General features: G+C 67.4%; 17 protein-coding genes. 10 read left to right on the forward strand and 7 right to left on the reverse strand.

Annotated elements, in window-relative coordinates:
* The first annotated feature begins 126 nt into the window (after positions 1–126).
* Positions 127–2,757, forward strand: coding sequence for a protein kinase (locus tag VE326_11770; protein ID HYJ33887.1), 2,631 nt, complete (start codon positions 127–129; stop codon positions 2,755–2,757).
* On the opposite strand, the gene VE326_11775 is transcribed toward VE326_11770, so the two are convergent.
* From VE326_11775 to VE326_11785, 3 genes are all read right to left on the reverse strand, one after another.
* The gene (locus tag VE326_11775) at positions 2,706–4,757 is read right to left on the reverse strand and encodes a lanthionine synthetase LanC family protein (GenBank protein ID HYJ33888.1); all 2,052 of its coding nucleotides are present in this window, start codon (positions 4,755–4,757) and stop codon (positions 2,706–2,708) included. The two genes, VE326_11770 and VE326_11775, sit on opposite strands and share 52 nt — an antisense overlap.
* Positions 4,758–5,103: 346 nt before the next feature.
* On the reverse strand, positions 5,104–6,183 hold the full coding sequence (locus tag VE326_11780) for an aminoglycoside phosphotransferase family protein (protein ID HYJ33889.1): 1,080 nt from the start codon (positions 6,181–6,183) through the stop codon (positions 5,104–5,106).
* 55 nt (positions 6,184–6,238) lie between these two features.
* Complete coding sequence (locus tag VE326_11785; GenBank protein ID HYJ33890.1) at positions 6,239–6,703, reverse strand: hypothetical protein; 465 nt, start codon at positions 6,701–6,703, stop codon at positions 6,239–6,241.
* Between the two features lie 253 nt (positions 6,704–6,956).
* Here VE326_11785 and VE326_11790 point away from each other — a divergent pair, with 253 nt between their 5' ends.
* Positions 6,957–10,886, forward strand: coding sequence for a protein kinase (locus VE326_11790; protein HYJ33891.1), 3,930 nt, complete (start codon positions 6,957–6,959; stop codon positions 10,884–10,886).
* Positions 10,887–10,919: 33 nt separating this feature from the next.
* Here the strand turns inward: VE326_11790 and VE326_11795 are convergent, their stop codons facing one another.
* Positions 10,920–11,357, reverse strand: a complete 438-nt coding sequence (locus tag VE326_11795; protein ID HYJ33892.1) for a hypothetical protein — start codon at positions 11,355–11,357, stop codon at positions 10,920–10,922.
* 216 nt (positions 11,358–11,573) lie between these two features.
* On the opposite strand from VE326_11795, the gene VE326_11800 reads away from it, so the two are divergent.
* Positions 11,574–12,461, forward strand: coding sequence for a hypothetical protein (locus tag VE326_11800; protein ID HYJ33893.1), 888 nt, complete (start codon positions 11,574–11,576; stop codon positions 12,459–12,461).
* A 6-nt stretch (positions 12,462–12,467) separates the two neighbouring features.
* On the opposite strand, the gene VE326_11805 is transcribed toward VE326_11800, so the two are convergent.
* Positions 12,468–13,298: a class I SAM-dependent methyltransferase gene (locus VE326_11805; protein HYJ33894.1), complete on the reverse strand. Its 831-nt coding sequence runs from the start codon at positions 13,296–13,298 to the stop codon at positions 12,468–12,470.
* A gap of 46 nt (positions 13,299–13,344) precedes the next feature.
* On the opposite strand from VE326_11805, the gene VE326_11810 reads away from it, so the two are divergent.
* Complete coding sequence (locus tag VE326_11810; GenBank protein ID HYJ33895.1) at positions 13,345–13,656, forward strand: hypothetical protein; 312 nt, start codon at positions 13,345–13,347, stop codon at positions 13,654–13,656.
* 15 nt (positions 13,657–13,671) lie between these two features.
* Here VE326_11810 and VE326_11815 read toward each other — a convergent pair whose 3' ends face one another.
* Positions 13,672–16,323, reverse strand: coding sequence for a protein kinase (locus VE326_11815; GenBank protein HYJ33896.1), 2,652 nt, complete (start codon positions 16,321–16,323; stop codon positions 13,672–13,674).
* A gap of 79 nt (positions 16,324–16,402) precedes the next feature.
* Here VE326_11815 and VE326_11820 point away from each other — a divergent pair, with 79 nt between their 5' ends.
* The 6 genes from VE326_11820 to VE326_11845 all read left to right on the forward strand — a co-directional run bounded on the left by VE326_11820 (position 16,403) and on the right by VE326_11845 (position 20,639).
* Positions 16,403–16,903, forward strand: a complete 501-nt coding sequence (locus tag VE326_11820; GenBank protein HYJ33897.1) for a glycine/sarcosine/betaine reductase selenoprotein B family protein — start codon at positions 16,403–16,405, stop codon at positions 16,901–16,903.
* Positions 16,904–16,966: 63 nt separating this feature from the next.
* Entirely contained in the window at positions 16,967–17,284 is a 318-nt protein-coding gene (locus VE326_11825; protein ID HYJ33898.1) for a hypothetical protein, read from the forward strand.
* A 46-nt stretch (positions 17,285–17,330) separates the two neighbouring features.
* Positions 17,331–17,876 carry a sigma-70 family RNA polymerase sigma factor gene (locus tag VE326_11830; GenBank protein HYJ33899.1) on the forward strand — a complete coding sequence of 182 codons (546 nt, stop codon included), beginning with the start codon at positions 17,331–17,333 and terminating at the stop codon, positions 17,874–17,876.
* A 2-nt stretch (positions 17,877–17,878) separates the two neighbouring features.
* Positions 17,879–18,859, forward strand: a complete 981-nt coding sequence (locus VE326_11835; protein HYJ33900.1) for a hypothetical protein — start codon at positions 17,879–17,881, stop codon at positions 18,857–18,859.
* A gap of 5 nt (positions 18,860–18,864) precedes the next feature.
* A complete protein-coding gene (locus tag VE326_11840) occupies positions 18,865–19,803 on the forward strand; it encodes an ABC transporter ATP-binding protein (protein HYJ33901.1) in 939 nt (312 codons plus the stop codon).
* The gene (locus VE326_11845) at positions 19,800–20,639 is read left to right on the forward strand and encodes an ABC transporter permease subunit (GenBank protein HYJ33902.1); all 840 of its coding nucleotides are present in this window, start codon (positions 19,800–19,802) and stop codon (positions 20,637–20,639) included. The genes VE326_11840 and VE326_11845 overlap by 4 nt, the downstream gene beginning before the upstream one ends.
* A 7-nt stretch (positions 20,640–20,646) precedes the next feature.
* Here the strand turns inward: VE326_11845 and VE326_11850 are convergent.
* On the reverse strand, positions 20,647–21,736 hold a 1,090-nt coding region (locus VE326_11850; GenBank protein ID HYJ33903.1), incomplete at its 5' end, for a hypothetical protein.

Here is a 21,736-nt window from a genome sequence, read left to right on the forward strand (position 1 = left end):
CGGAGAAAGTCGGTCACGGTCAGGGAAGCCGGGGGCCGAAAGGAGCTGGCCGGGCTCACAACCGGGTGTGATACTGTCTGTTCCTCGCGATGGCGGTACGGGACAAATCAAGACAGGAACAAGACCATGGATGAGCCGCTCCCCACGCTTATCGGGAAGAGGCTGTCCCATTTCCTCATCCTGGAACGGATCGGCTCCGGCGGCATGGGTGTGGTCTACCGGGCCCAGGACGAACGCCTTCGGCGGGACGTCGCGATCAAAGTGCTGCCGCCGTTGGTCCTCGGGGACGAGTCGGCGCGCCATCGATTCCGCCGCGAGGCTCTCACCCTCTCCCGCCTGAACCATCCCAACATCGAGACCGTCCTCGGATTCGAGACCGACGGTGGTATCGATTTCTTGATCATGGAGTACGTTGCCGGGAAGTCGCTCGAGGAGAGAATTCGAGCGGGGAGCATGCCCGAAGAGGACGTCGTCGCATTCGGGATCGCCATTGCCGACGCGCTGGTGGCAGCTCATTCACATGGCGTGATTCATTGCGACCTCAAACCCGCCAATGTCGGTCTGACCCCGGACGGACGTGTCAAAGTCCTGGATTTCGGACTCGCTCGGGTGCTGCGGCCTGCTCGTGAAGATTCAACGACCTCCACGCTTCAGGATGTCGGTTCCGTGGCCGGGACACTGGCCTACATGGCGCCCGAGCAAGTCCTCGGCAAACCTCTCGATCATCGCGTTGACCTCTACGGGCTCGGCGTCCTGCTTTACCGCCTGGCGACGGGTCGCACTCCATTCATCCAGGACCAAACCACCGCGCTGATCCACGACATCCTCCACCGCCTCCCGCAGAGCCCGCGGACGTTCAATCCCAATCTCTCGATGCGTCTGGATTCCATCATTACCCGCTGTTTGGAGAAGGATGCTGCCAATCGGTATCAGACCGCAGCCGACCTCCGTGCCGACCTTGGTCGGCTCAAGCGCGATACCGAATTTGCGGCCCTCGGAGTCTCTGGCCCTAGCGACCTCACGGTCCGCCGGTCGCACCGGACGGCCTGGATCATCGGCCTCGCGCTTCCGCTGTGCGTCCTGGCGGCATGGTGGATCCTGGTCTTGCGCCGGACTCCCGGCCCCGCTCCCAGTTCGCCTCACCGCCAAGTGACCTTTACCGGGACTGCCTCCAACCCCGCGATCTCTCACGACGGGGAGTACGCGGCCTACATCGACCGCAGCGTGACGGGGAAGGACCAGTTACTCGTCCAGGACCTCGCCGGGGGTGAGGCGCTGGTCGTTTTTTCGGCGCGCGCATGCATCCGCCCCCTCTGGTCGCCGGACGGGAGTGAGATCCTCTGCCAGGCGTTCCGCGATTCGGGCGAAGCGGCGTTCCTCGTGCCCAAGCTGGGCGGCACCCCACGACGTCTTCCCGCACTTGGCTACCTGCACAGTTGGTCGCCGGACGGGCGGAAGTTCGCATCCACATCACCTACCTTGCGCCGATTGCTGATCACGGACATTGGCACCGGCGACACCAGCTCCATTGCCCTCGAGTCGGTGCCCCCCCATATCGTCGATATCGACTGGTCGCCTCAGGGCGATCGCATTGCGTTGCTCGCCGCCGACGAACAGGATGCGTACTCATTCTGGACGGTGGGCGCCGGCAGTGGCCGTGTGCAGAAGTGGTTCGACGTGCGGTCGGAAGCGTCGTCACCTCGGTGGGCTGGAGATGGTAAATCGCTCTTCTTCCTTCGGCGTTCCGAAGAGGGCGATCTACGGGACTTATGCGTCGTTCGTTGGACGAACCGCTCGGGCAGGTCGGACTTCCGCACGGACGTTCTCATCGCCGGCCTTCCGGCGGGTGAGTATTTCACCCAGTCGAGTGATGGGCGCCGCCTCTTGTACACTCGAGAGGCGGCGCGCTCCAATTTGTGGTGGATCGACCTCGCGGGAAGTCGCGCGGCAGCACTCGCTCCGAAGCAGCTGACCACGGGCACCTTCCAGGATGCGAATCCGGCGCTGTCCCCCGACGGTCTGTGGCTTGCGTTCGCAAGAAACGCCGGGCGGAAGGGGGAAATCCACCGCGTTTCCCTGCGGGGCGGGGACACCGAGCAACTCACCTTCATGGAGTCGCAGTGTCGGTTGCCGGTGTGGTCTCCCGGCGGCGACACGATCGCCTTCCTGTCGAATCAAGGCGGTGCGAGTCGTCTATGGCGCGTGCCGGCTCAAGGAGGCCCGGCTAGGTCCTGCGCTGGCCTGGAGCTCTCCGGAAGCCCGCTCGCGCCGATCGCTTGGGCCCCCGCAGCCTCGATCCTCTGCGAGCGGAGCGGCCGGCGGGAATACGTCCTCCTGAGCCGAACGGGGAAGGTTGCGCCCATTGGCTCACGAGATTCCATGGGGGTCGTCATCTACCCGCAGTTTTCCTGGGACGGCGAACGGATCGCATGGTGGACAGCCCGTCCCCGGGGTCTATGGATCATGAACTTGGTAGATCGACGGCGTACGCGCGTGTTGGCGGACGGCCCCGTCCTGCCGCTGGCATGGACTCCTGACGGGCGATGGATTTACGCCGCGGATGCTCGCGGCCCGAAGCTTCGATTGACTCGAGTGTCGACCGACGGGCGGCAGAGGGAAACTGGAGTCGATCTTCCCCTCGCCGGAGTGGACAGCGACATCACTTCGTCCCGGGACGGCCGGTGCGTCGTCTTTTCGGTGATCTCTCAGCAGGAGGATGTCTGGCTTGCCGAGGGATTCACACGTCGAATCAAGTGAGCATTCGAGAAGTCATCCGGGCGTAGCATCAGGATCGAGGGGACGCTGTCGTCACGGAGGCGCAGGAACAGGTACCCGGCACCCGCGATCCCGCTCATCAGTCCCAAAGGGTGGGTCTCCATCGTACCTGAGGGCGCCTCATCGAGCAGCCCGAGCCGGCGAATGATTTCACCACAGAGAAGCCGAGTCATCTTTTTGTCGTGAAATAGGCCCTCGGAGGCGTTGCGCGAGGCGCACAGGAGCACTTCAGCGTCGCCCGCGAGTCCGTGGCAAAGGAAGATATCTCCCGTCCCTTGAGACACCCTCCGCCTCGCCTCGCGTAGGGTCGTCTCGAGCGCAAGGCCGGCTTGAGCCAGGTAGCGGTCATCGCCGAGGATCTCGCGGGCACGCATGCGGGATAGGGCAATCCCTGGCGCTCCATGGCACCAGTGGGAAGGAAAGGCCTTCCCTTTCGCGCGGCTACGGCCCCATCCGGCCGAATCACGAAAGTCGGGCCAGTTTCCTTGCTGACTGCTGAAATACCTCTGCTCGTACGCAAACGCGAGCTCCGCCGCTTTCCGGAAGCGGTCCGCACCGGTTACCCGAAAGAGCTCCAGGAGGGAGGTTGCGGCCCCGGCAGTCCCATGGGAGAAACCGGTCAGGTTCCTGCTGTACGTAGACCCTTCGCTCCTCCATGAGATCGCTTCCTGCTCCCTCCATGAGATTGCTTCCTGCTCCATCACGGCGGTCCCGAGGAGGGCGTCGCCCATGTCGATCGCACGCTGCACAAGGCTCCTGCTTTGGAGAAGGTTCGATAAAATCAGCAACGAAAGCAGTTGGCCGGCCATTCCAGAGATCAGGTCGAAGCTGGAGGCAACAGGGCTCGCGGCAAGCCCCCGGCCGACGAGATGGCTCGAGCTGGAGACCAGCCGCGTCTCACCTAGAATCCGTCCCCCCCACGCTCCCGCCAAGGCGACGCCGCACCACCCATCGAAGGCTCCGGCGGGGCATGGCGGCGATCCCAGTTGGGACTCGGCAGCGGCAAGAGCATGGTCGAATGCGCGGAGGGCCAGATCCCGGGTCGACCGGGAACCCGAGCAACGGCTCAGCTCCGCCAAGAACAGCGCGATCCCGCTGGTTCCCGAATACAGGCTCGGACCGAGGCTGCCGAATCGAAACCCCGGCTCGCGAGCGCTTTGATCTGCTTTGGGCCGGGGTCCCACCCAGGTGATCCCTTGGGCGGTTTCGATCGCACCGTCCGCAAGCCGCCGGCCGATCTGGTTGGCGGCCGAGAGCAGCTCTGCGGCGGTATGGCGGGCACCCGCATGATGCCTGGGTGGCGCCCCTCGACCTGCTGACGCCAGTGGTAGGTAAGTGTCGGTCGACCCGGGGTTCAAATAGGGTCGACTTGGATCGACTCCCGCTTCGAGGAACCGCTCCTCAACGAGGCGTAGACGAGCACCGGCGCCTCTGGCCCGAATTTCTCGCCCGCGTTGCAGCCCCTCGGCGACCAGAAGGCATCGGCTTAGTCCGAAGCTGCTTCCGCCTTCCGGGGATTCAGCGAACCCGAGTCCGGGCGCCAACGGCATCGTGAAGGCAGGGACTCCCGGTCTCAAGTACGCGTAGAGCTGGGAATGGATGTTCCGCAGAACGGCCGAGGACTCTTGGAAGCCCCGCTTGCCAAGATACAGTACGGCAGCATCGGAGCGCGTGTATGCTGACGGGTGATCCAGTGTCTTGAATCGGAAAGGAGTCCCCGCCTCGTTGAATTGGCGCGTGAGTAACCTCATCAACGAGAACGCTCCCGTCGCGGTGATATTCCAGTACACGCGTACGAGAGGAAGGGATTCGTCGGTCCAACCTGCGTCGCCGAGTGCCGAGAAATACCCGGGAGAGGCCTTCTCCAACTCTTTCGGAAGTCGTACCTGTACGGACAACCCTCCGACATCGTCGGGCGGATCGGGCCTGACCTCCGAGAGGTGAGCCCTCAAAGTCAATTTGCCCCGGGCGATCACCAGCATGTCGCCGTCCTCACGGACGGGATGCCATCCGGCTCCCCATGAGCCGGCGCCGGTATTGGCTCGCGAGAGTTCGGTCAAGAACTCGGTCGCCAGGCCGACCGGCGCAGGAGCCACCGAACCAAAGTCCGAGGTCAGACCGCCGCTGCAGTAGAAACGGCGGTAAAGGGTATCGGTAAGGATGCTAAGTCGGAATGCTTGTCTTGCTTCCGAAGTGAGCGCATTTCGGATGCGCCGAGGGAGCGACGGCGGGGGCGCTCCTCGCCACCGGAAGGTCTCCCCCTTCCAGGTCACCGCATCCAGGATGGCTTCCAGTTGTTCGCGGAATCGCCCGGTTGCCGTCAATGCGTCAGGCGGCGATACCGAGAAGCTGATGCGCCGCCTCCCCGGGCCGCTCCAGAATATTCCAGCTGAGCTGCAACATGCAGACGACCGTGCCGGTAAGGTGCTCTATCGTCTGCGTTCGTTCAAATGCCGCTTGAAGAAGGCGCGCCGCCGAGTACTGCAGGGCCAGGAGAAGGGCCTCTCTGGCTTCGCCGTCGGTCAGCCTCAGCTCCTGTACATACGAGTTCCAGAACGCGCGAGCCGGCGAACGCATCCTGTCGAGGGGAAACCGGGTGAGTTCGAGGAATTGTTGTGGGGTGGCATCGGCGAGGACGGGTATCGCATGCACCCAGAGACTCAAGTAGTCACAGAAGACGGAGCCAACATCCCAGCTGGGGTCGCCGGTTTCGCACGTCTCCCAGTCCACGATCTTGAGTGCCCAATCGGCCGGTGTTCGAGGAGTCATGACGCAGTTATCCGCCTTGAGATCAAAATGGATTAAGGTGCGGGGCCGCCACTTGGTTCGGAGGTCGTCGAGATGAGCGCCGAAAGCGGGAAACTCCTGGATCGCGGCGATGAGGTCCAGATTGGCGGAACTGGCCTCACGCAACACGCCGATCCACGGCCGGTGAATCGAGAGGGGCCATGCCGGGCCGAAACGCATGCCGCCGCCGGGCTCCCTTCGTGGAGGCAGTCGGTGAAGGGCAGCCAGGGCCCGACCCATGGCCACGGCCGCCCCGCCCGGAATGCGTCCATGATTCGCGTAAAAATCCCGAAGCGTTTGTGCGCCCCGCGACAGGCCTAGTACGAGTAGTCCATCGCGTTCGTGATAGCCGAAAAACTCGGGCAGGGCGTCGTGAAGTGCGTTGCGGGGAGATTGAGAAAGCAGGTACTGGTAGATCGAGGCTTCTCGATGCACCGAGGAGACCGCCTCAGGGCCATTTCCCTGCTTCACGAAATAGCAGGGCCCCTCAGGCGAGTGAATTCTGTGGCTGCGGTTCCTTCCCTGGGCGCCTTCGATGCACAATTGCTCATCGAGTAGTGTCCGTTCGTCCAGGAGACCAGATCGAAGCAGCACGCGGATGATTTCGGTTTCGTCCAGCATCGGTCCGGGACCGGGATTTGCAGGCGGCGTCTAAAACCGGGGTGAGCCCCTCCCCTTAGCCGCAGCGTATGGAATTGGTGAAGCAGCCGAAGACCCGGGACTCTTGGTTCGTCGTCGTACCCTGAGGCCAATCGATGGGCCACGATCGCGACGCTGCCTGCTGAAGGTACTGATCCGCAAGTCTTCCACTCAGGAAGCGCGCCTGATCATCGATCCGCGCAACCATCACTTCTCGGATCACGGCAGTTCCCTTGAGCCACAAAACGGTGCGTGCGGGTTCCTCGCCCATCGTCTTCTGGTCCAGAATATCCTTGGTCTGGACCTCCAGGAACGTGTTCAAGTCCAGGTTGAGATAGAGAACGACCGTCTTGGGCGCATTCGTCTTGGACGCATTCGTGGTCTTGAGGAAGCCGCTGATGGCCCGTGCATCGGGATGCTCGGCAGGGTCAAAAGCCAGATGGTCGAGCCAGGAGCCTTGGGGCGTGTTTGAATCTCGGCGGGTCCGCTTCCTCTTGGCCATTTGTCCCCCCTTACTGCCGACGGAGCGGGTCCATTCGGCAGGACGGCTGGCTCGAGAATTACGGATGGCTAGATCCCTTACTATATCTGATTCAGGGCCATAAATCAAGCGAGAAGGCTCCTGGTGCGGATGATCCATCTCCGACGGAATCCATGGAACAGCGATGGGAACCGGTCATGCCTGGCTCGCACCATTGCTGTACCCTCTCAGACGAAGGCCACCGGCAATCAAACCCAAGAGGACGGCGTCCCCGATGATCGGTAAGAAGCTGCGCGCGTACGAAATCACCGAGGAGATCGGCTCCGGCGGCATGGCCACCGTCTACCGGGCCTACCAGCCCAGCATGGACCGGCACGTGGCCATCAAGGTGATCCGGTCGAGCATCCTTCACGACAAGGACCTCCGGGAGCGCTTCCAGCGCGAGGCCCGGCTCATCGCCCGGCTGGAGCATCCGCACCTGCTGCCCGTCTACGATTTCGACGGCGAGCACGATCCCCCCTACATCGTGATGCGCTATCTCGAAGGGGGCACGCTGAAGCAGGTCCACCAGAAGGGGCCGGTCCCGCGCGGGGAGTTCCTCTTCCTGCTCCGCCAGCTGGCCGGCGCGCTCGACTACGCGCACCGGCAGGGCGTGGTGCATCGCGACCTCAAGCCCTCGAACGTGATGATCGACCGCGAGGGGAACGCCTTCCTGACCGATTTCGGGATCGCGCGCGCCGCCGGGGGCGACAAGGACCTGACGGGCACCGGGCTCATGATCGGCACGCCCGGGTACATGTCCCCCGAGCAGGCGCGGGGCGACGGCAAGGTGGACCGGGCCGCCGACATCTATTCGCTCGGGGTCATCGCCTTCGAGACGCTCACGGGCTCCGCGCCCTACGAGCACGAGAACGGCTTCGAAGTGATCCTCGCCCATCTCAACAGCCCCATTCCCCGGGCGAGCGAGCGTGCTCGCGACCTGCCCAAGGCGGTCGACGCCGTGCTTGCCCGCGCGATGGCCAAGGCGCCGGGCGACCGGTACGCGACCGCCTCCGAGCTCGTGGACGCCCTGATGCGCGCACTGAAGATCAAGCCCAGCGACGCCCCCTCGGAGATCCGGTCGATGACCCAGACGATCTCCGTCGATCAGCTGAACGCGCGCCGCAAAGCCGCGGCCGAGCCGGAGACGCCGAGCGGGTCGACTCCCTCGGAGCAGCAGCGCCAGATGACGGCGGTCTCGATCGACGTGAAGGAGCTGGCGGAGATCCTCTACGAGAAGGGCGCCGACGCCGAGCGCGTTCGTGCCGCGATGGATCCGCTCTGGGCCGTCCTGACCGCGATCGCCAAGGAGTTCGGCGGGACGGTGCACAGCCGCGCCGAGGAGGTCGGCCTGATCCTCTGGGGGCGCGATCGCGCGCGCGAGGACGACTCGGAGAACGCGATCCGCGCCGCGCTCGCCATGCGCGCGAAGCTCCTGGCCCAGACGCGCCAGGCGCTCGGCGCGAAGTGGGAGCCCACCGAGGAAAATCCCCTCCCCTTCCGGGCCGGCATCACGACCGGCGCGGTGCTCCTCGAGCGGGACACCGCGAGCGGCTCCTACACCGCGAGCGGGGCGCCGATCACCCTGGCCGGACGCCTCAAGGACGCGGCCCCTCCGGGAGAGATCCTGGTGGCGCACGAGACGTTCACGCTGGTCCGCGGCGTGTTCAACTTCCAGCAGCGGGAGCCGCTCCGGATCCGGGGCCGCAAGGATCCGATCGACGTCTACGTGGTCACGCAGGCGAAGCCACGCGCGTTCCGCCTGCGCGCCCGCGGGATCGAGGGCGTCGAGACCAGGATGATCGGACGCGAGATCGAGCTGCGCCTCCTGCAGGAGGCCCTCACGCTCACGCTCGAGGACGGCGATACGCAGGTCGTGACGGTGGTGGGGGAGGCCGGCGTCGGGAAATCGAGGCTGCTCTACGAATTCAGCAACTGGATCGACCTGCAGGAGACCACGGTCTGGTTCTTCCAGGCGCGCGCCACGCAACCCTCGATGCTCCAGCCCTACTCGCTCACGCGCGATCTCTTTTCATTCCGGTTCCAGATCCTCGACTCGGATACGCTCGCGGTCGTGCACGAGAAGTTCGTGAAGGGGATCGCGGAATTCCTCGGGACCGGCTCGGAGCGCAAGGCCAACTTCATCGGGCAGCTCGTCGGATTCGACTTTTCCACGCAACCGGGGATGGAAGCGGCGCTGAAGGAGGGAGACCTGTTCCGGCGCGAGGCCCAGGGGTACCTCGGGGAGCTCTTCACGACCGCGTCCAAGGCGAACCCGGTCATGATCCACGTGGAGGACATCCACTGGGCCGACGACCGATCCCTGGACCTGATCAACAACCTGGTCCGCGAGAACACCGATCTGCCGCTGTTCGTCCTCTGCATGGCGCGGCCGAGCCTGTACGAGCGGCGGCCCCAATGGGGCGAGGGGCAGCGCTTCCACGAGCGGATCCAGCTCGAACCCCTGTCCCAGCTCTCCAGCCGCCGGCTGGTCCGCGAGCTGCTGAAGAACGTGCCCGAGGTGCCGGCGGCCCTTCGCGATCTCGTCGTGGACCGGGCGGACGGCAATCCCTTCTACATCGAGGAGCTGATCAAGGCCCTGATCGACGACCGCGTCATCGTGAAGGGAGACCCGACCTGGTCGGTCGACACGACACGCCTTTCGAGCGTGCGCATCCCGGCCACGCTCACCGGGGTTCTGCAGGCCCGCCTGGACACGCTGCCGCCGGGCCTGCATCAGCTCCTGCAGCGCTCCTCGGTGATCGGGCGCATCTTCTGGGACGCCGCGGTGATCCATCTGAGCCAGGAGAGCGCGGGGCTGACCCCGGCCGAGGTGCACTCCATGCTCGAGGAGCTGCGCGCCCGTGAAATGATCCTCCGTCGCGAGGAGTCGGGGTTCGCCGGCACGGTCGAATACGTGTTTCGGCACGCGATCTTTCGCGACGTCACCTATGAGACCGTGATCCCACGGCAGCGCCGCATGCTCCACAAGCTGGTCGGCGACTGGCTCCTGGAGATCGGCGGCGAGCGCGCGGGGGAGCACACGCTCCTCGTGGCGGAGCACTACGCTCGGGCGGAGGAGCCCGCGCTAGCCTCCGCACAGCTCCGGAACGCGGGGGAGCGCGCTCTGGATCTTTCCGCGTTCGAGGAGGCCGAGGCGCTGGCCGGGCGCGCCTGGGAGCTGCTGGAGGGGACGTTGCACGCCGAGGAGCGGGTGCGTGTCGGGCTCCTCCGCGCCCAGATCGAAAGTTTCCGCGGCAATTTTCGGGCCGCGGATCGGATTCTCGAGGCGGTTCTCACCGAGGTGCGTTCGCTCGATCACCCCGCTCTCGAGGCGCGAACGCTCGGTGAGCTGGCCCGCCTGGCCATGTGGCAGGGGAATTCGGCGCTGTCGGCGGAACGGGCCGGCGCGGCGCTCGAGGCGGCGCGGCGGGCCAAGGACCGCGAATCCCTGATCATGAATCTCCGCATGATGGGGAACGCGGTCTGCATGACCGACCCGGACCGGGCGCGGGCGTACCATGAGGAGAGCGTCCAGCTGGCTCGCGAAGCGGGGGACCGGCTCAACGAGGCCATCGGCCTCAACTCACTCGGCATCGCGCTCAATCTCCTTCGGCGCGATGAGGAGGCGGAACGGGCCTTTCTCGCGGCGCTCGAGATCAACCGCGAGGTCGGCTACCGGGCGAACGCCGCCACGGCTCTCTGCAATCTGGCGGCCATGAACGCCGTGACAGGGAAGCTGGACCGCGCGGAGAAGTTCGCCAAGGAATCGATCGCCATCGCCGACCAGATCGGAACTCCCGGCCTCCGGCCCACCAACGAGGGCGCTCTCGCCACGGTCAGCATCAAACGGGGCCAGGAAGCGGAGGCGCGCAAGTGGATCGCCTCCCTGGCCGCGACCAGCCGAAAGCTCGGAGTGCCCCTGACGGCCCTGCCTCTCTTCCATGGAATCCTGAAGATTCAGCGCGGAGACCGCGCCCGGGGTCTCGCCTGGATCGGGTTCACGCGGAAGCATGACCCGAATCAGGTGGAGATGGAGATCATCATCGAATCGTTCCGCGACATCACGCACCGAGGCGCGAGCGAGGAAGAGGTCGAGGCCGGGATGAAAGCGGGCGAGAGCCTGGCGCTGGAAGAGATCCTCGCCGAAGCCGAGCGGGAATAGCGCCGGGCCCTCGCCCCGAAGGTCCTGGACGGGCTACGACGCGAGCCGCCGGGCGCAGTACACGTCCAGCGCGAGGATCCCGCCGACCAGCGCCGCGGAGATCGCGACCCGATCCCGCCGCTGCGACGACGGGGCCGCCACGCCGAGCATCGCCAGGTCGATCACGTCTCCCGCGACCCGAGCCCACATCCACTTCGCCGGCCGCCCCTTCGTGAGGATGCCGATCCCCGCGGTGATCTCCCGCATGCCCATCGACCGGATCGCGCGATCGCGACGGGGGATTCCCAGGAAGCGCGCGACCGCTCCCGGCGCCGCCGTCTCGACCGCGCCGAGGCCGATGCTGAACCAGCCGAGGGCGTTCGCCAGCCCTTCGCCCTCCCCGCCATTCTCGCTACCGAGCTCTTCGTAGTCCTCGTATTCGTCAAAGCGCGACCGCGTCGCGCGCTCCTTCGGATTCATGGTGCGTTCCATGGTGTTCTCCTCGCTCCGGGGTGGACATCTCCGTTCGAAACCGAATTCCGGAATCGGAGCAACGATCGTTCCCTTGGCTCCCAGTCCCCGGGACGAGGCCGATCCCTTGCATCGAAAGCACTTCCGCCCTCGTCCCTTCGTTCCGCAAGATCGAGCCAGGCGTTCTTTGTAGATTGAGCCGGAGCGGGCTACATTCGAGCGGAGAGGAACCCTAGCATGAAGGTCTTCTACAGCCCCGCCTACGCCGGCTCCCAGGTCAGCTTCGAGACCACGCGCAAGTCGGGCTGGATCGCCGAGTCCCTCGCGCGGAGTCCGATCGAGGGGGTAGAGCTCGTCCCGCCGGCGCCGCTCGGCGACAGCGACCTCCTGAAGATCCATGACGCCGGGTATGCCGACGCTATCCGGTGCGGATTCCCCCGCTGGCTCGCCGAGTCCCAGGGCTTTCGCTGGGACGCCGCACTCTGGCCGATGGTGCTCGCTTCGAATGGCGGCGCGGTCGCCGCCGCGAGAGAGGCTCTGGAACGGGGAATAGCCGGATCGCTCTCGAGCGGGCTGCACCACGCGCGGCGGGAGTTCGGGGTCGGCTTCTGCACGTTCAACGGACTGGCGCTCGCGGCGAACGCCGCGCTCGATTCGGGCGCGGGGACGGTGCTGATCCTGGACCTGGATGCGCACTGGGGAGGCGGCACCGCTTCCTTGATCGCCGGCGATCCGCGGATCTGGCAGCTGGACGTCACGGTCAGCGGTTTCGACGGCTACGAACCCGGCGAGCGGATGCGGGCGGTCCTGGTGCGCCAGCCCGGGGACTACCTCGAAGTGATCCGGCGCGAGCTGGACGCGCTTCGCCGGAGCGGGCGGCGATTCGACCTCTGCCTCTATAACGCCGGCATGGACCCGTTCGAGGGATGCTCGATCGGGGGGCTGGCGGGCATCACGCGCCCGATTCTCGAAGCGCGGGAACGCCTCGTGTTCGAGTGGTGCCGTGAGGGCGGCACTCCGATCGCGTTCGTGCTGGGAGGGGGCTACCTCGGCCCGCTGCTGGATCCCGACGGCCTGGTCGGGCTCCACCGCTTCACGATCGAAGCCGCGCGCCGTGTTGGATGACTCGTCTCAACCCCTCCGGGACCAGGCCCCGAACATGATCGGCAGGATGTGGATTCCCTGGACGCGGGCGACGTCCTCCCGGAGCCGGCTGGCCAGCGTGTCCACCTGCACCTCGTCCGGGTCGACGCCGGCCCGCTGCTGCAGCATGGGCATCAGGCTGCGCAGCGTATCGGCCACGTACTCGTAGCCGGGCCAGTCGGCGCCGCCGCCCGCGGGCGCCTCGACCAGGAACTGAGGCTCCGGAAGACCGGCCGCCACGTAGGTCCGAAGCAGCTTGGTCCCCATGCGCATCTCGGCTCCGGGAGCTTCGCACGGATGGATGCTCCAGCGCTGGATCTGGGCCGAAAGCTCGGTGGGAGGGAGCACGGTCGGCGGATAGGTGAAGTCGTTCTCGTGAAAGGCGGCGATCCCGCCGGACCGAAGCCGGGTCACCAGGTGCCGGAGCAGGGCCACCGGATCGGGCACGTGCATGAGCACCCAGCGTCCGGCCACCACGTCGAAATCGCGGTCGAGGTCCAGCTGCAGCGCGTCTCCGGCGACGAAGGAGACGTTGCGCCAGCCCGCCGCGTCCGCGCGCGCGCGGGCCGTCTCCAAGATCTCGGGGTTCATGTCGACCCCGACCACGCGCCCGCGCGGACCCACGAGATCCGCCAGAAGCAGCGCCACGTCCCCGGCGCCGCTGCCGACGTCCAGCACCTTCATGCCGGCGCCGATCCCCGCCGCCTCGAAGAAGCGCCGCGTCACGGGACCGTAGATCTGATGCTGCAGGATCAAACGGCGGGTTTCGCGCTCGGTGCGCCCTAGGGCATAGTTGTCGGGTCGTTTCGTCACATCCATCCGGGAAGGGTACCGGGGTGCGTTCCTTCCTCACAAGGAGAGAGTCATGCTTCTCATCCGCGAAGTCATGTACTGCAAGCCGGGGAAGGTGCGTTCCCTGGTCGAGCGATTCCTGGCCATGTCGAAGCTCAACGAGAAGATGGGGATGGGCAAGATCCGCGTCATGACCGACTTCAGCGCCGAGCGCTACTGGACGCTGGTGGCCGAGATGGAAGTGCCGAGCCTGACCGCGTTCGAGAAGATGATGTCCGGCGAGGGATTCAACGAGGCGGACATGAAGGAATTCGAGAAGGTCATGGGGAACTATCACGAGCTGGTGGATCACGGGAAGCGGGAGATCTACAAGATCGAGGGGTAATCCACGTGACGCTGGTTATTGCTTCTCGAGCATCCCCAGCCAGTCGAGAACAACGGTGGTGGGACCGACGGCGGCCTGGTTCGCGGTCTGGACGATGAGAAAACGCTGGCCGTCCCTCGAGACGTCGTAGCGATTGCGCGTTTGCTGATCGGGGCTCACCGGCGCGGTGAAGAGCGGCTGCGGCAGCGAGAACTTGGGCGGAGTCCCCGGAGTCACCGTGATGGACATCAGGCGCCGGTCATCGCCCAGGTAGAACAGCTCCCTTCCGTCGCCCCGCCAGCGCGGCTCGGCGCCGGCAGCGTTCGAGACCCTCCACTTGCCGCCGGGCCCCGGAAAGGCCTGCACATAGACTTCGGCGCCGCCCGATTCGGTGGACCCGTAGGCTACGAGGGTCCCATCCGGGGAAAGGGCCGGCTGGAATTCGTGGAACGGGCTGGCCGCGACGGGAACCGAACGGCGGTCGCGCATCGAGAGTGCTTCGGCATCCCAGTTGGGGCGCTCGGACGACCGCGTGAAGTGAAAGAGCCAATCCCCGCTGGAGGACCAGCTGCAGGGGACGTCGGCTTCGTCATGCCGGACGAGCAGGGAGTCGGCGCCGGTTCCTCCGAACGGTTTCAGGTACAGGTCGGCGAACGCGCTCCGGTCCACGCTGAAGGCGATCCGCGATCCGTCCGGGGACCAGACGGGATTATCGGCATCGGTGGTCGTGAAGGTGAACCGCGAGCCCAGGTTCCGCGAGAGGTCGATCGTCCAGATCGAGGCGCTGCCGCCGCCAGAGGGCCGCATCGCGACCGCGAGCTCCGTTCCGTCCGGGGAGACCGACGGGTTGGAATAGCGCCCCGGACTGCCGACGACGCCCACCTCCTTGCCACTCCGGTCGACCCAGACCAGCCGGTTGGTGCTCTCGCTGCCGCCGCTCCGGTAGACCAGCGTCCCCTCCGACGACGCCGAGAACCGGGCCGAGCCCGACACTCCCGCCTCGACGTTCTGGGCCACGGGGAAGGGGTCGCCCGCCAGCTTCCGCGCGCCGGGGTTGAATTTCTGCGCCAGGAGGACGTTATCCCGGACCTGGAGGATGTAACCGGCCGCGTACTCCACCCTCGAAGCCGCGTCCCCGATCGTGGTGACGTCCCTGGAGTCGATCGACCCGATGTGGAGCTTCCGCACGTCGGCGGCCGAGCCGTAGCCCACGTAGATGAAGTGGCGTCCGTCGGGGAGGAACTGGGGCCACGCCGTGTAGGTCTCTCCGTTCGGGCGATCGATCCGGGTCGCTCCCGTCGGGGTACCGCCCGCCGCCGAGACCTTCTGGACCGAGTCGGCCGACGTGCCGTCGAAGAGGATCACGTTCCGGGTGCCCCACGACCCGTCGGCGCCGCGCGGGGCGTTGCAGATCGCGATCGGAGGACCTCCGGCCACGTCGATCTTGTACAGCTTGCCGCCGGTGAAGAAGGCGAGGAAGCGGCTATCCGGGGACCAGAAGGGGCGCGACGCCCCCTCCGTGCCGGGCAGCCGTTGCGCGTCGAGGGAGTTCATCTGACGCACCCAGATGCTCTGCGTGCCCAGGGAATCGATCGCGTTGAACGCGAGCCGGCGGCCGTCGGGGGAGATGCGGGGAAGATCGATCGCGCGCACCTGCGCCGGCGGGGTCAGCTCGAAAATCACGGGGCGCGACACCGGCTTGGGCTTCAAGGCGGCCGCGCCGAGGATGACGGCGACGACGGTCATGGCGCCGAGCGCGAGCCACGCGAGGCGCTCGCGCGACTTCCGGCGGGCCGCCACGGGCGCGGCGACGCCCGCCTGCGATCCGCCCTCCAGGATCCACTGGAGCTGCAGCTTCGCGTCGTGCGCGGTCTGGATCCGGTCGTCGGGGTTCTTCTCGAGGCACGCCTTCACCAGGCGGTCGAGCGCGGGCGGATTCATTGGCGCGATCTGCGCGATGGGCGGCGGCTCCTTCGACATGATGGCCGAGATCAGCGACGCCTGGCTCTTCCCCTCGAAGGCGCGCCGGCCCGTCGCCATCTCGTAGAGCACGCATCCCAGCGCCCAGATGTCCGTGCGCGCGTCGGCATCGCTTCCCTCGAGCTGCTCCGGCGCCATGTATTGGAACGTCCCGACGATGGTGCCTTCGGCGGTGAGGGGGCGGCTCATCGTGGGGGAGTGCGTCCCGGAGCCGGCCGCGCCGGCCACCGGCCCGCCGCTCCGCGCGAGCCCGAAGTCCAGGAGCTTCGCCCCGTTCTTGGTGATCATGACGTTGCCGGGCTTCAGGTCGCGGTGGATGATCCCCGCGCGGTGCGCCTTGTCGAGCGCGTCCGCGATCTGGATGCCGTAGCGGAGCACCTCGGCGGTGGGGAGCGGGCCCTGCTGGAGGCGGTCGGCGAGCGATTGCCCGTCGATCAGCTCCATGACCAGGAAGAAGTCGTCGCCCTCGTGCCCGACGTCGTGGACCGTGCAGATGTTGGGATGGTTGAACGAGGAGATGAGCCGCGCCTCGCGCTCGAAGCGGGCGCGGATCTCCGCCGTGGCGGCCAGATCCTTGGGGAGGACCTTGATCGCCACTTCGCGACCCAGCCGCGTGTCGCGAGCGCGGTAGACCTCGCCCATGCCCCCGGCCCCGAGGGGCGCGAGGATCTCGTAAGTGCCGAGCTTGGTTCCGGGTTGTAGAGGCATTGGCGGCGGAGTCTAACGCGTTGGGCTTGCGTTGTCAGCGTCTAGTGCGTGCTTCCCGGGGGGTGTAGAGTGCGGTGCGATGCCCATCGACTCCTACCGCTTCCTCGATTTCGCCTCGAAGCAGGTCATGAAGGCCTGGGCCTCGCGGGAGAAGCCCGGCTCCATTCCCTTCACGCCGCTTTCGAAGCCGCTCGGCGAGTGCACCGTGGCTCTGGTCACGTCCGCCGCCGTGGCGCGCAACGATGACCGGCCGTTCGATCAGGAAGGGGAGCGGCGCGACCCGTGGTGGGGCGACCCGAGCTTCCGCACGATCCCGCTGGGGACCACGGAGCGCGACATCAAGGTGTATCACCTCCACATCGATCCCCGCTTCGGCGAGGCCGACCTGGACGTGGTGCTGCCGATGCGCCGGCTGGCGGAGCTCGCTTCGAAGGGTTTCGTCGGACGGGCGGCGCCGACGCACTATTCGATGATGGGCTACATCCTGGACCCGACGGAACTGCTCGTGACCACGGCGCCGGCCATCGCCGGGCGCATGCGCGCCGAGGGCGTGGATGCGGCGGCGCTGGTGCCCGCCTGACCCTTCTGCTGCCGGTCCGTCGGACTGGTCCAGCGGGTCCTGGAAGCCAGCGGCATCGCGACGGTGATTCTCTCGTGGATCCCGGAGCTGACCCGCGCGGTCGGCGTGCCGCGGATCGCGGGCATCAGCTATCCGCCGGGAAGGACGCTCGGGGCCGTGGGCGACGCGGACGGCCAGCGCGCCGTGCTGCGGGCTACATTGGAGTTCCTGGAGCGCGCCACCGGGCCGGACGCGTACGTGGAGCTGCCCTTCGAATGGCCGGAGTCGCCGCTTCGCGCCCGGGCCGCTTCCAAGGATGTACCGCCGCCCCCGATCGTCGAGCTCCTGAAGCGAAAACCCTGGCTGGTGACGAACCTCTACACCGGCCGCATTCCCGACTGACCTGACCGCGTGATACTTCCCCCGCTCATCCGTATCATGTCATGCCATGGCGAACGGTAACGCGACTGCGGCGCGCCTCTGGCTCTGGGTGCAGAAGGCGCGCGCAACCGACTGGGACGCTTCGTTCTCGGAGCAGCTGCCGAGGATCTACAACTTCTTCCGCTACCGCGTCGGGCCCGGCCCGCTGGCGGAGGACCTGACCGCCGCCACGTTCGAGAAGGCCTGGAGCGCGAGGGAGCGCTACCGCCGCGACCGGGCCGCATTCGGAACCTGGCTGTTCGCCGTGGCCCGGAACGTCGCCGTCGATCACTTCCGGAGCGCGCGAGCGTTGGTTCCGCTCGACGAGGCCGCGGAGATCCCCGCCGGCCCCACGCCCGAGGAGATCGCCGAGCGCCGCTCCGACGAGGACCGGCTGGGGCGCCTTCTGGAGCGGCGCCCGGAGCGCGAGCGGGAGCTGCTCGCGCTCAAGTACGGATCCGAGTGCACGAATCGGGAAATCGCCCGCATGACGGGCCTCAGCGAATCGAACGTCGGAACCATCCTGCACCGTGCGGTGCAGGCACTGCGCGCCGACTGGGACGAAGGAGCCTGACGATGGACGATCGGATGCTTCACGAATATCGCCGCGATCCCGATCCGCGCTTTGCTCGGGATCTGCGCGAGCGGCTGCGGCGGCTGGAGGAGCGGCGCCCGCTCGCCGCGCGGGGCGTGGTGCGCCTGGCCGCCGTCGTCGCAGGCGTGGCGGTCGTGGCCGCGCTCTTCGCCATCCCCTCGGTGCGCGTCTCCGCCCAGTCCTTCCTCGAGCTGTTCCGGGTGCGGCGGTTCGCCGCGGTCCCGTTCAGCGAGTCGCGGTTCGAGACGCTGCGCTCACTGGAGCAGGGGAAGGATCACGGACTCCTCGTGCTCGATCGCGAGGAGACGGTGCTCGATCCGGGACCGATGCGCTACGTTCCCTCGCGGGAGGCGGCCGCGCCCGAGGCCGGGTTTGCGGTGAGCGCGCCGTCCTATCTGCCCGAGGGACTCGCCGCCGACAGCGTCTTCGTCGTGGGAGCGGGGGCGATGAGGCTGTCCTTCAGCGAGGCGAAGTTGCGAGCGGTCCTCCAGCGGCTGGACCTGAACGACGTCCAGGTTCCCTCCGGGCTGGACGGGCATTGGATCGAGGTGAAGAAGCCTCCCATGGTGTTCCAGAAGTTCCGCTCGCCGCGTAGCCGGAGGGCGATGCTGGTCCAGGCGCGGAGCCCGGAGGTCTCGGTTCCGGCGGGCTGGGACGTGGAGCGGCTGGCCGAGATCGGGCTGCGCGTCCTGGGCTTGGACGCCGGCGAGGCGCACCGGATCGCGCGCTCCACCGACTGGCGGAGCACGCTGCTCGTGCCGGTGCCGATGAACGCCAGCACGTTCCGGCAGGTGACCGTGCACGGACAGCCGGGGCTCCTGATCACGACGGTCGACCGCGGGCCCGACCAGCGCCGCCGCGAGGGAGCGGTGCTGATGTGGACGGAGGGGGAGCGCGTGTTCTGCCTCCAGGGCAACCTCACCGGACGGGATCTGATGCAGATGGCGGAGTCGGTCTCGTAGGCGTCGTGACCGAGCACGTCATCGAGACGCGCGGGCTGCGGAAGCAGTTCGGCGCGAAGACCGCGGTCGAGGACCTCTCCCTGGTCGTGCGCCGGGGAGAGGTCTTCGGTTTTCTGGGCCCGAATGGGGCGGGGAAGACCACGTCGATCAAGATGCTGCTCGGGCTGGTGGCGCCCACCTCCGGGTCGGCCAGCGTCCTGGGCGCTCCGCTGGGCGACCGCCGCACGCGCGCACGGCTGGGATTTCTCCCCGAGCACTTCCGATTCCAGGAGTGGCTCACGGGGCGCGAGCTCCTGCACCTGCACGCGCGGCTCCTCGGGCTCAGCGCGTCGGACGGCCGCGCGCGCGCCGAGACGCTGCTCGCCCGGGTGGATCTCCAGGACGCGGCCCGGCGTCCCATCCGGACCTACTCGAAGGGGATGATGCAGCGGGTGGGCCTGGCGCAGGCGCTCCTGGGCCAGCCGGAGCTGGTATTCCTGGACGAGCCCACGTCGGGGCTCGATCCTCTGGGAAGGCTCTTGGTGCGGGACCTCATCCACGAGCTGGGGCAGAGCGGCACGACCGTGTTCCTGAACTCGCACCTGCTCGGCGAGGTCGAGGCCACCTGCAGCAGGGTGTCCTTCGTGAAGGAAGGGCGCACGGTCCACGACATGGTCGTGGGCGAGGCGCAGGCGCGCATCCTGGTCGAGCTTCGCACGGGCGGGATGGCCTCGGAAGCTCGCGAGACGGCGGCCCGCTTCGGCCGCGTGCTGGACGGCGCCTCACCCGGTGCGGAAGGCCCCCAGGCCAGGCTCCGCGTCGAGGTGCCCGGCGAAGAGCGCCTGCCCGAGCTGGCTCGAGCGCTCGTGGAGCGCGGCGTTCCCGTCTACGAGATGCGCGTCGCCCACAAGTCGCTCGAGTCGTGGTTCCTCGAGGTGATGGGCGAAGATCAGAGGCCCGGATGAGACCGGGCGGCGTGCTGACGGTCGCGCACCTGACGATCCACGAGGCCGCGCGCCGGAAGATCCTGCTCGCGGCCCTGATCGCCGGCTTGGCGTTCCTCACGCTTTACGGCGTGGGACTCCACTTCATCGTCCGCGACGTGTCGGCGCACGAGACGTCGATCCTCGAGCGGCGCGTCTTTCTCAACGTCATGACCCTGGCCGGCCTCTACGCGTCCAGCCTCCTCACGGTCATGACCGCCGTCCTCCTCCCGGTCGATACCCTTTCCGGCGAGATCGCTTCCGGGGTCATCCAGACGGTCGCGGTGCGGCCCATCCGCCGGCGCGACATCGTCCTCGGGAAGTGGCTCGGGCATTGGCTCGTCATGGGCGCCTACCTTCTCCTGCTCGCCGGCGGCGTTCTCGCCCTCACGCGGGCGCTCGCCCACTTCACACCGCCCGGCGTCCTGAGGGGACTGCCGCTGATGCTCCTCGAAGGAACGGTGCTCCTCACCCTCTCCATCGCGGGCGGCTCGCGTTTGAGCACCGTGACCAACGGCATCCTCGCGTTCGGCCTCTTCGGGCTCGCCTTCATCGGAAACTGGGTGGAGCAGATCGGCACCTACGCCGACAACACCGCCGCCGCACAGGTGGGAACCGTGGCCAGCCTCATCATGCCGAGCGAATCGCTCTGGCAGCTCGCCGCCACCCAGATGCAGCCCACCATTCTGCGCGAGCTGGGCGGGTCGCCCTTCTCGCCGGTGTCGGTTCCGAGCGCGGCGATGGTGTGGTGGGCGATCGGCTACGTCGTCATCGCACTCGCGCTGGGCGTGCGGGCGTTTCGCCGGCGCGCCCTGTAGCGCGGCGTCAACGGCCGCGCTCGCGCTTCACGTCCTCTCGCGAACGCTGCTTCTCCTGACGAGGCTCCTCCGACTTCTTGTCCCGGGGTTCCTCCGGCGCCGGCTTCGGGCGCACGGCCGGCGGGGGCTCGGGCTTGTCTTCGCGATTCGATCGCTCGCGCGCGCGGTACTCGCGCTCCAGGTCGCCGGGCGCGGGACGCTCCCGTGAAGGCGTTGCTCTCTCCTGACGTGGCGACGGCCGTTCCCGAGGGGGCTCCGGCCGTTCACGCGGAGGCGTCGGCCGCTCGCGCGGTGGAATCGGCCGCTCGCGCGGAGGCGCGGGCCGCTCGCGCGGCGGCAACGGCCGGTCGCGAGGGGGCGTGGGCTGATCGGGCGTATTGTTGCGGGGCGGAGCCGGGCGTTCGACCGCCGGCTCGCCTCGCCGCCGGTTCTCCTGGGGCGGCGTGGGCTTGGCCGGGGGAAGGGGCGTCTCTTCGCGTTCCCGCGTGGTCGTCGTCGATGGCGGAAGGACCGGGATGTTCGTCGGCTTCCATTCGCTGCCGGTTCTCACCCGCCACGTTCCATCTCCCTCGCGGCGATAGACGCGTCCGTCCTTGCCGCCGAACACGTCGTTGGGGACAGGGGATGGACGGGTGATCGGCCGGGCGATCGAGCGGCTGCGGACGCGATCGACGCGCGTGACGTTCTCCGGCCGGTTGTAGAGGTTGGAGGGCAGCCCTTCCAACGCGGCGTTCCGCACGCGTCGCGGGCGGGTGCGCAGCAGCGCCATGTCCTGAGCCACCAGCGGGCGCCGGAATCCGCCCGGGCCGAACCACTTCGACCGGGTGCGGCCGCGGGCGACGGAGGAATCCGAGCGCCAGCGGTTGCCGACACGGAGGAAGCCCGTGCTGTAGCTGAAGCCGAAACTCCACCGGCCCAGCCAGGGGTTGTACCGGGCGTGGAAGCCCCAGGTGAAACGGCGCGGATAGTAGTGATGCCGGCCCCGCCAGCCGTGGTACCGGTACCCGGTCCCGTAGACGACGGTGCCGTGATAGGGATACCAGCCCAGGTAGCCCGGCAGATAGCCGACATACACGACGTCCGGCGTGGCCTCGTAG

Source organism: Candidatus Binatia bacterium, assembly GCA_035631035.1.
In the GTDB taxonomy this organism is placed as follows: Bacteria; Eisenbacteria; RBG-16-71-46; order SZUA-252; family SZUA-252; genus DASQJL01.

Coding starts and splice junctions, on each gene's coding strand:
- VE326_11805 (HYJ33894.1), bottom strand. CDS start 13,298: ATGGATGTGACGAAACGACCCGACAACTATGCCCTAGGGCGCACCGAG.
- VE326_11795 (HYJ33892.1), bottom strand. CDS start 11,357: ATGGAACGCACCATGAATCCGAAGGAGCGCGCGACGCGGTCGCGCTTT.
- VE326_11845 (HYJ33902.1), top strand. CDS start 19,800: ATGAGACCGGGCGGCGTGCTGACGGTCGCGCACCTGACGATCCACGAG.
- VE326_11820 (HYJ33897.1), top strand. CDS start 16,403: ATGCCCATCGACTCCTACCGCTTCCTCGATTTCGCCTCGAAGCAGGTC.
- VE326_11830 (HYJ33899.1), top strand. CDS start 17,331: ATGGCGAACGGTAACGCGACTGCGGCGCGCCTCTGGCTCTGGGTGCAG.
- VE326_11835 (HYJ33900.1), top strand. CDS start 17,879: ATGGACGATCGGATGCTTCACGAATATCGCCGCGATCCCGATCCGCGC.
- VE326_11800 (HYJ33893.1), top strand. CDS start 11,574: ATGAAGGTCTTCTACAGCCCCGCCTACGCCGGCTCCCAGGTCAGCTTC.
- VE326_11810 (HYJ33895.1), top strand. CDS start 13,345: ATGCTTCTCATCCGCGAAGTCATGTACTGCAAGCCGGGGAAGGTGCGT.
- VE326_11790 (HYJ33891.1), top strand. CDS start 6,957: ATGATCGGTAAGAAGCTGCGCGCGTACGAAATCACCGAGGAGATCGGC.
- VE326_11775 (HYJ33888.1), bottom strand. CDS start 4,757: ATGCTGGTGATCGCCCGGGGCAAATTGACTTTGAGGGCTCACCTCTCG.
- VE326_11770 (HYJ33887.1), top strand. CDS start 127: ATGGATGAGCCGCTCCCCACGCTTATCGGGAAGAGGCTGTCCCATTTC.
- VE326_11815 (HYJ33896.1), bottom strand. CDS start 16,323: ATGCCTCTACAACCCGGAACCAAGCTCGGCACTTACGAGATCCTCGCG.
- VE326_11785 (HYJ33890.1), bottom strand. CDS start 6,703: ATGGCCAAGAGGAAGCGGACCCGCCGAGATTCAAACACGCCCCAAGGC.
- VE326_11780 (HYJ33889.1), bottom strand. CDS start 6,183: ATGCTGGACGAAACCGAAATCATCCGCGTGCTGCTTCGATCTGGTCTC.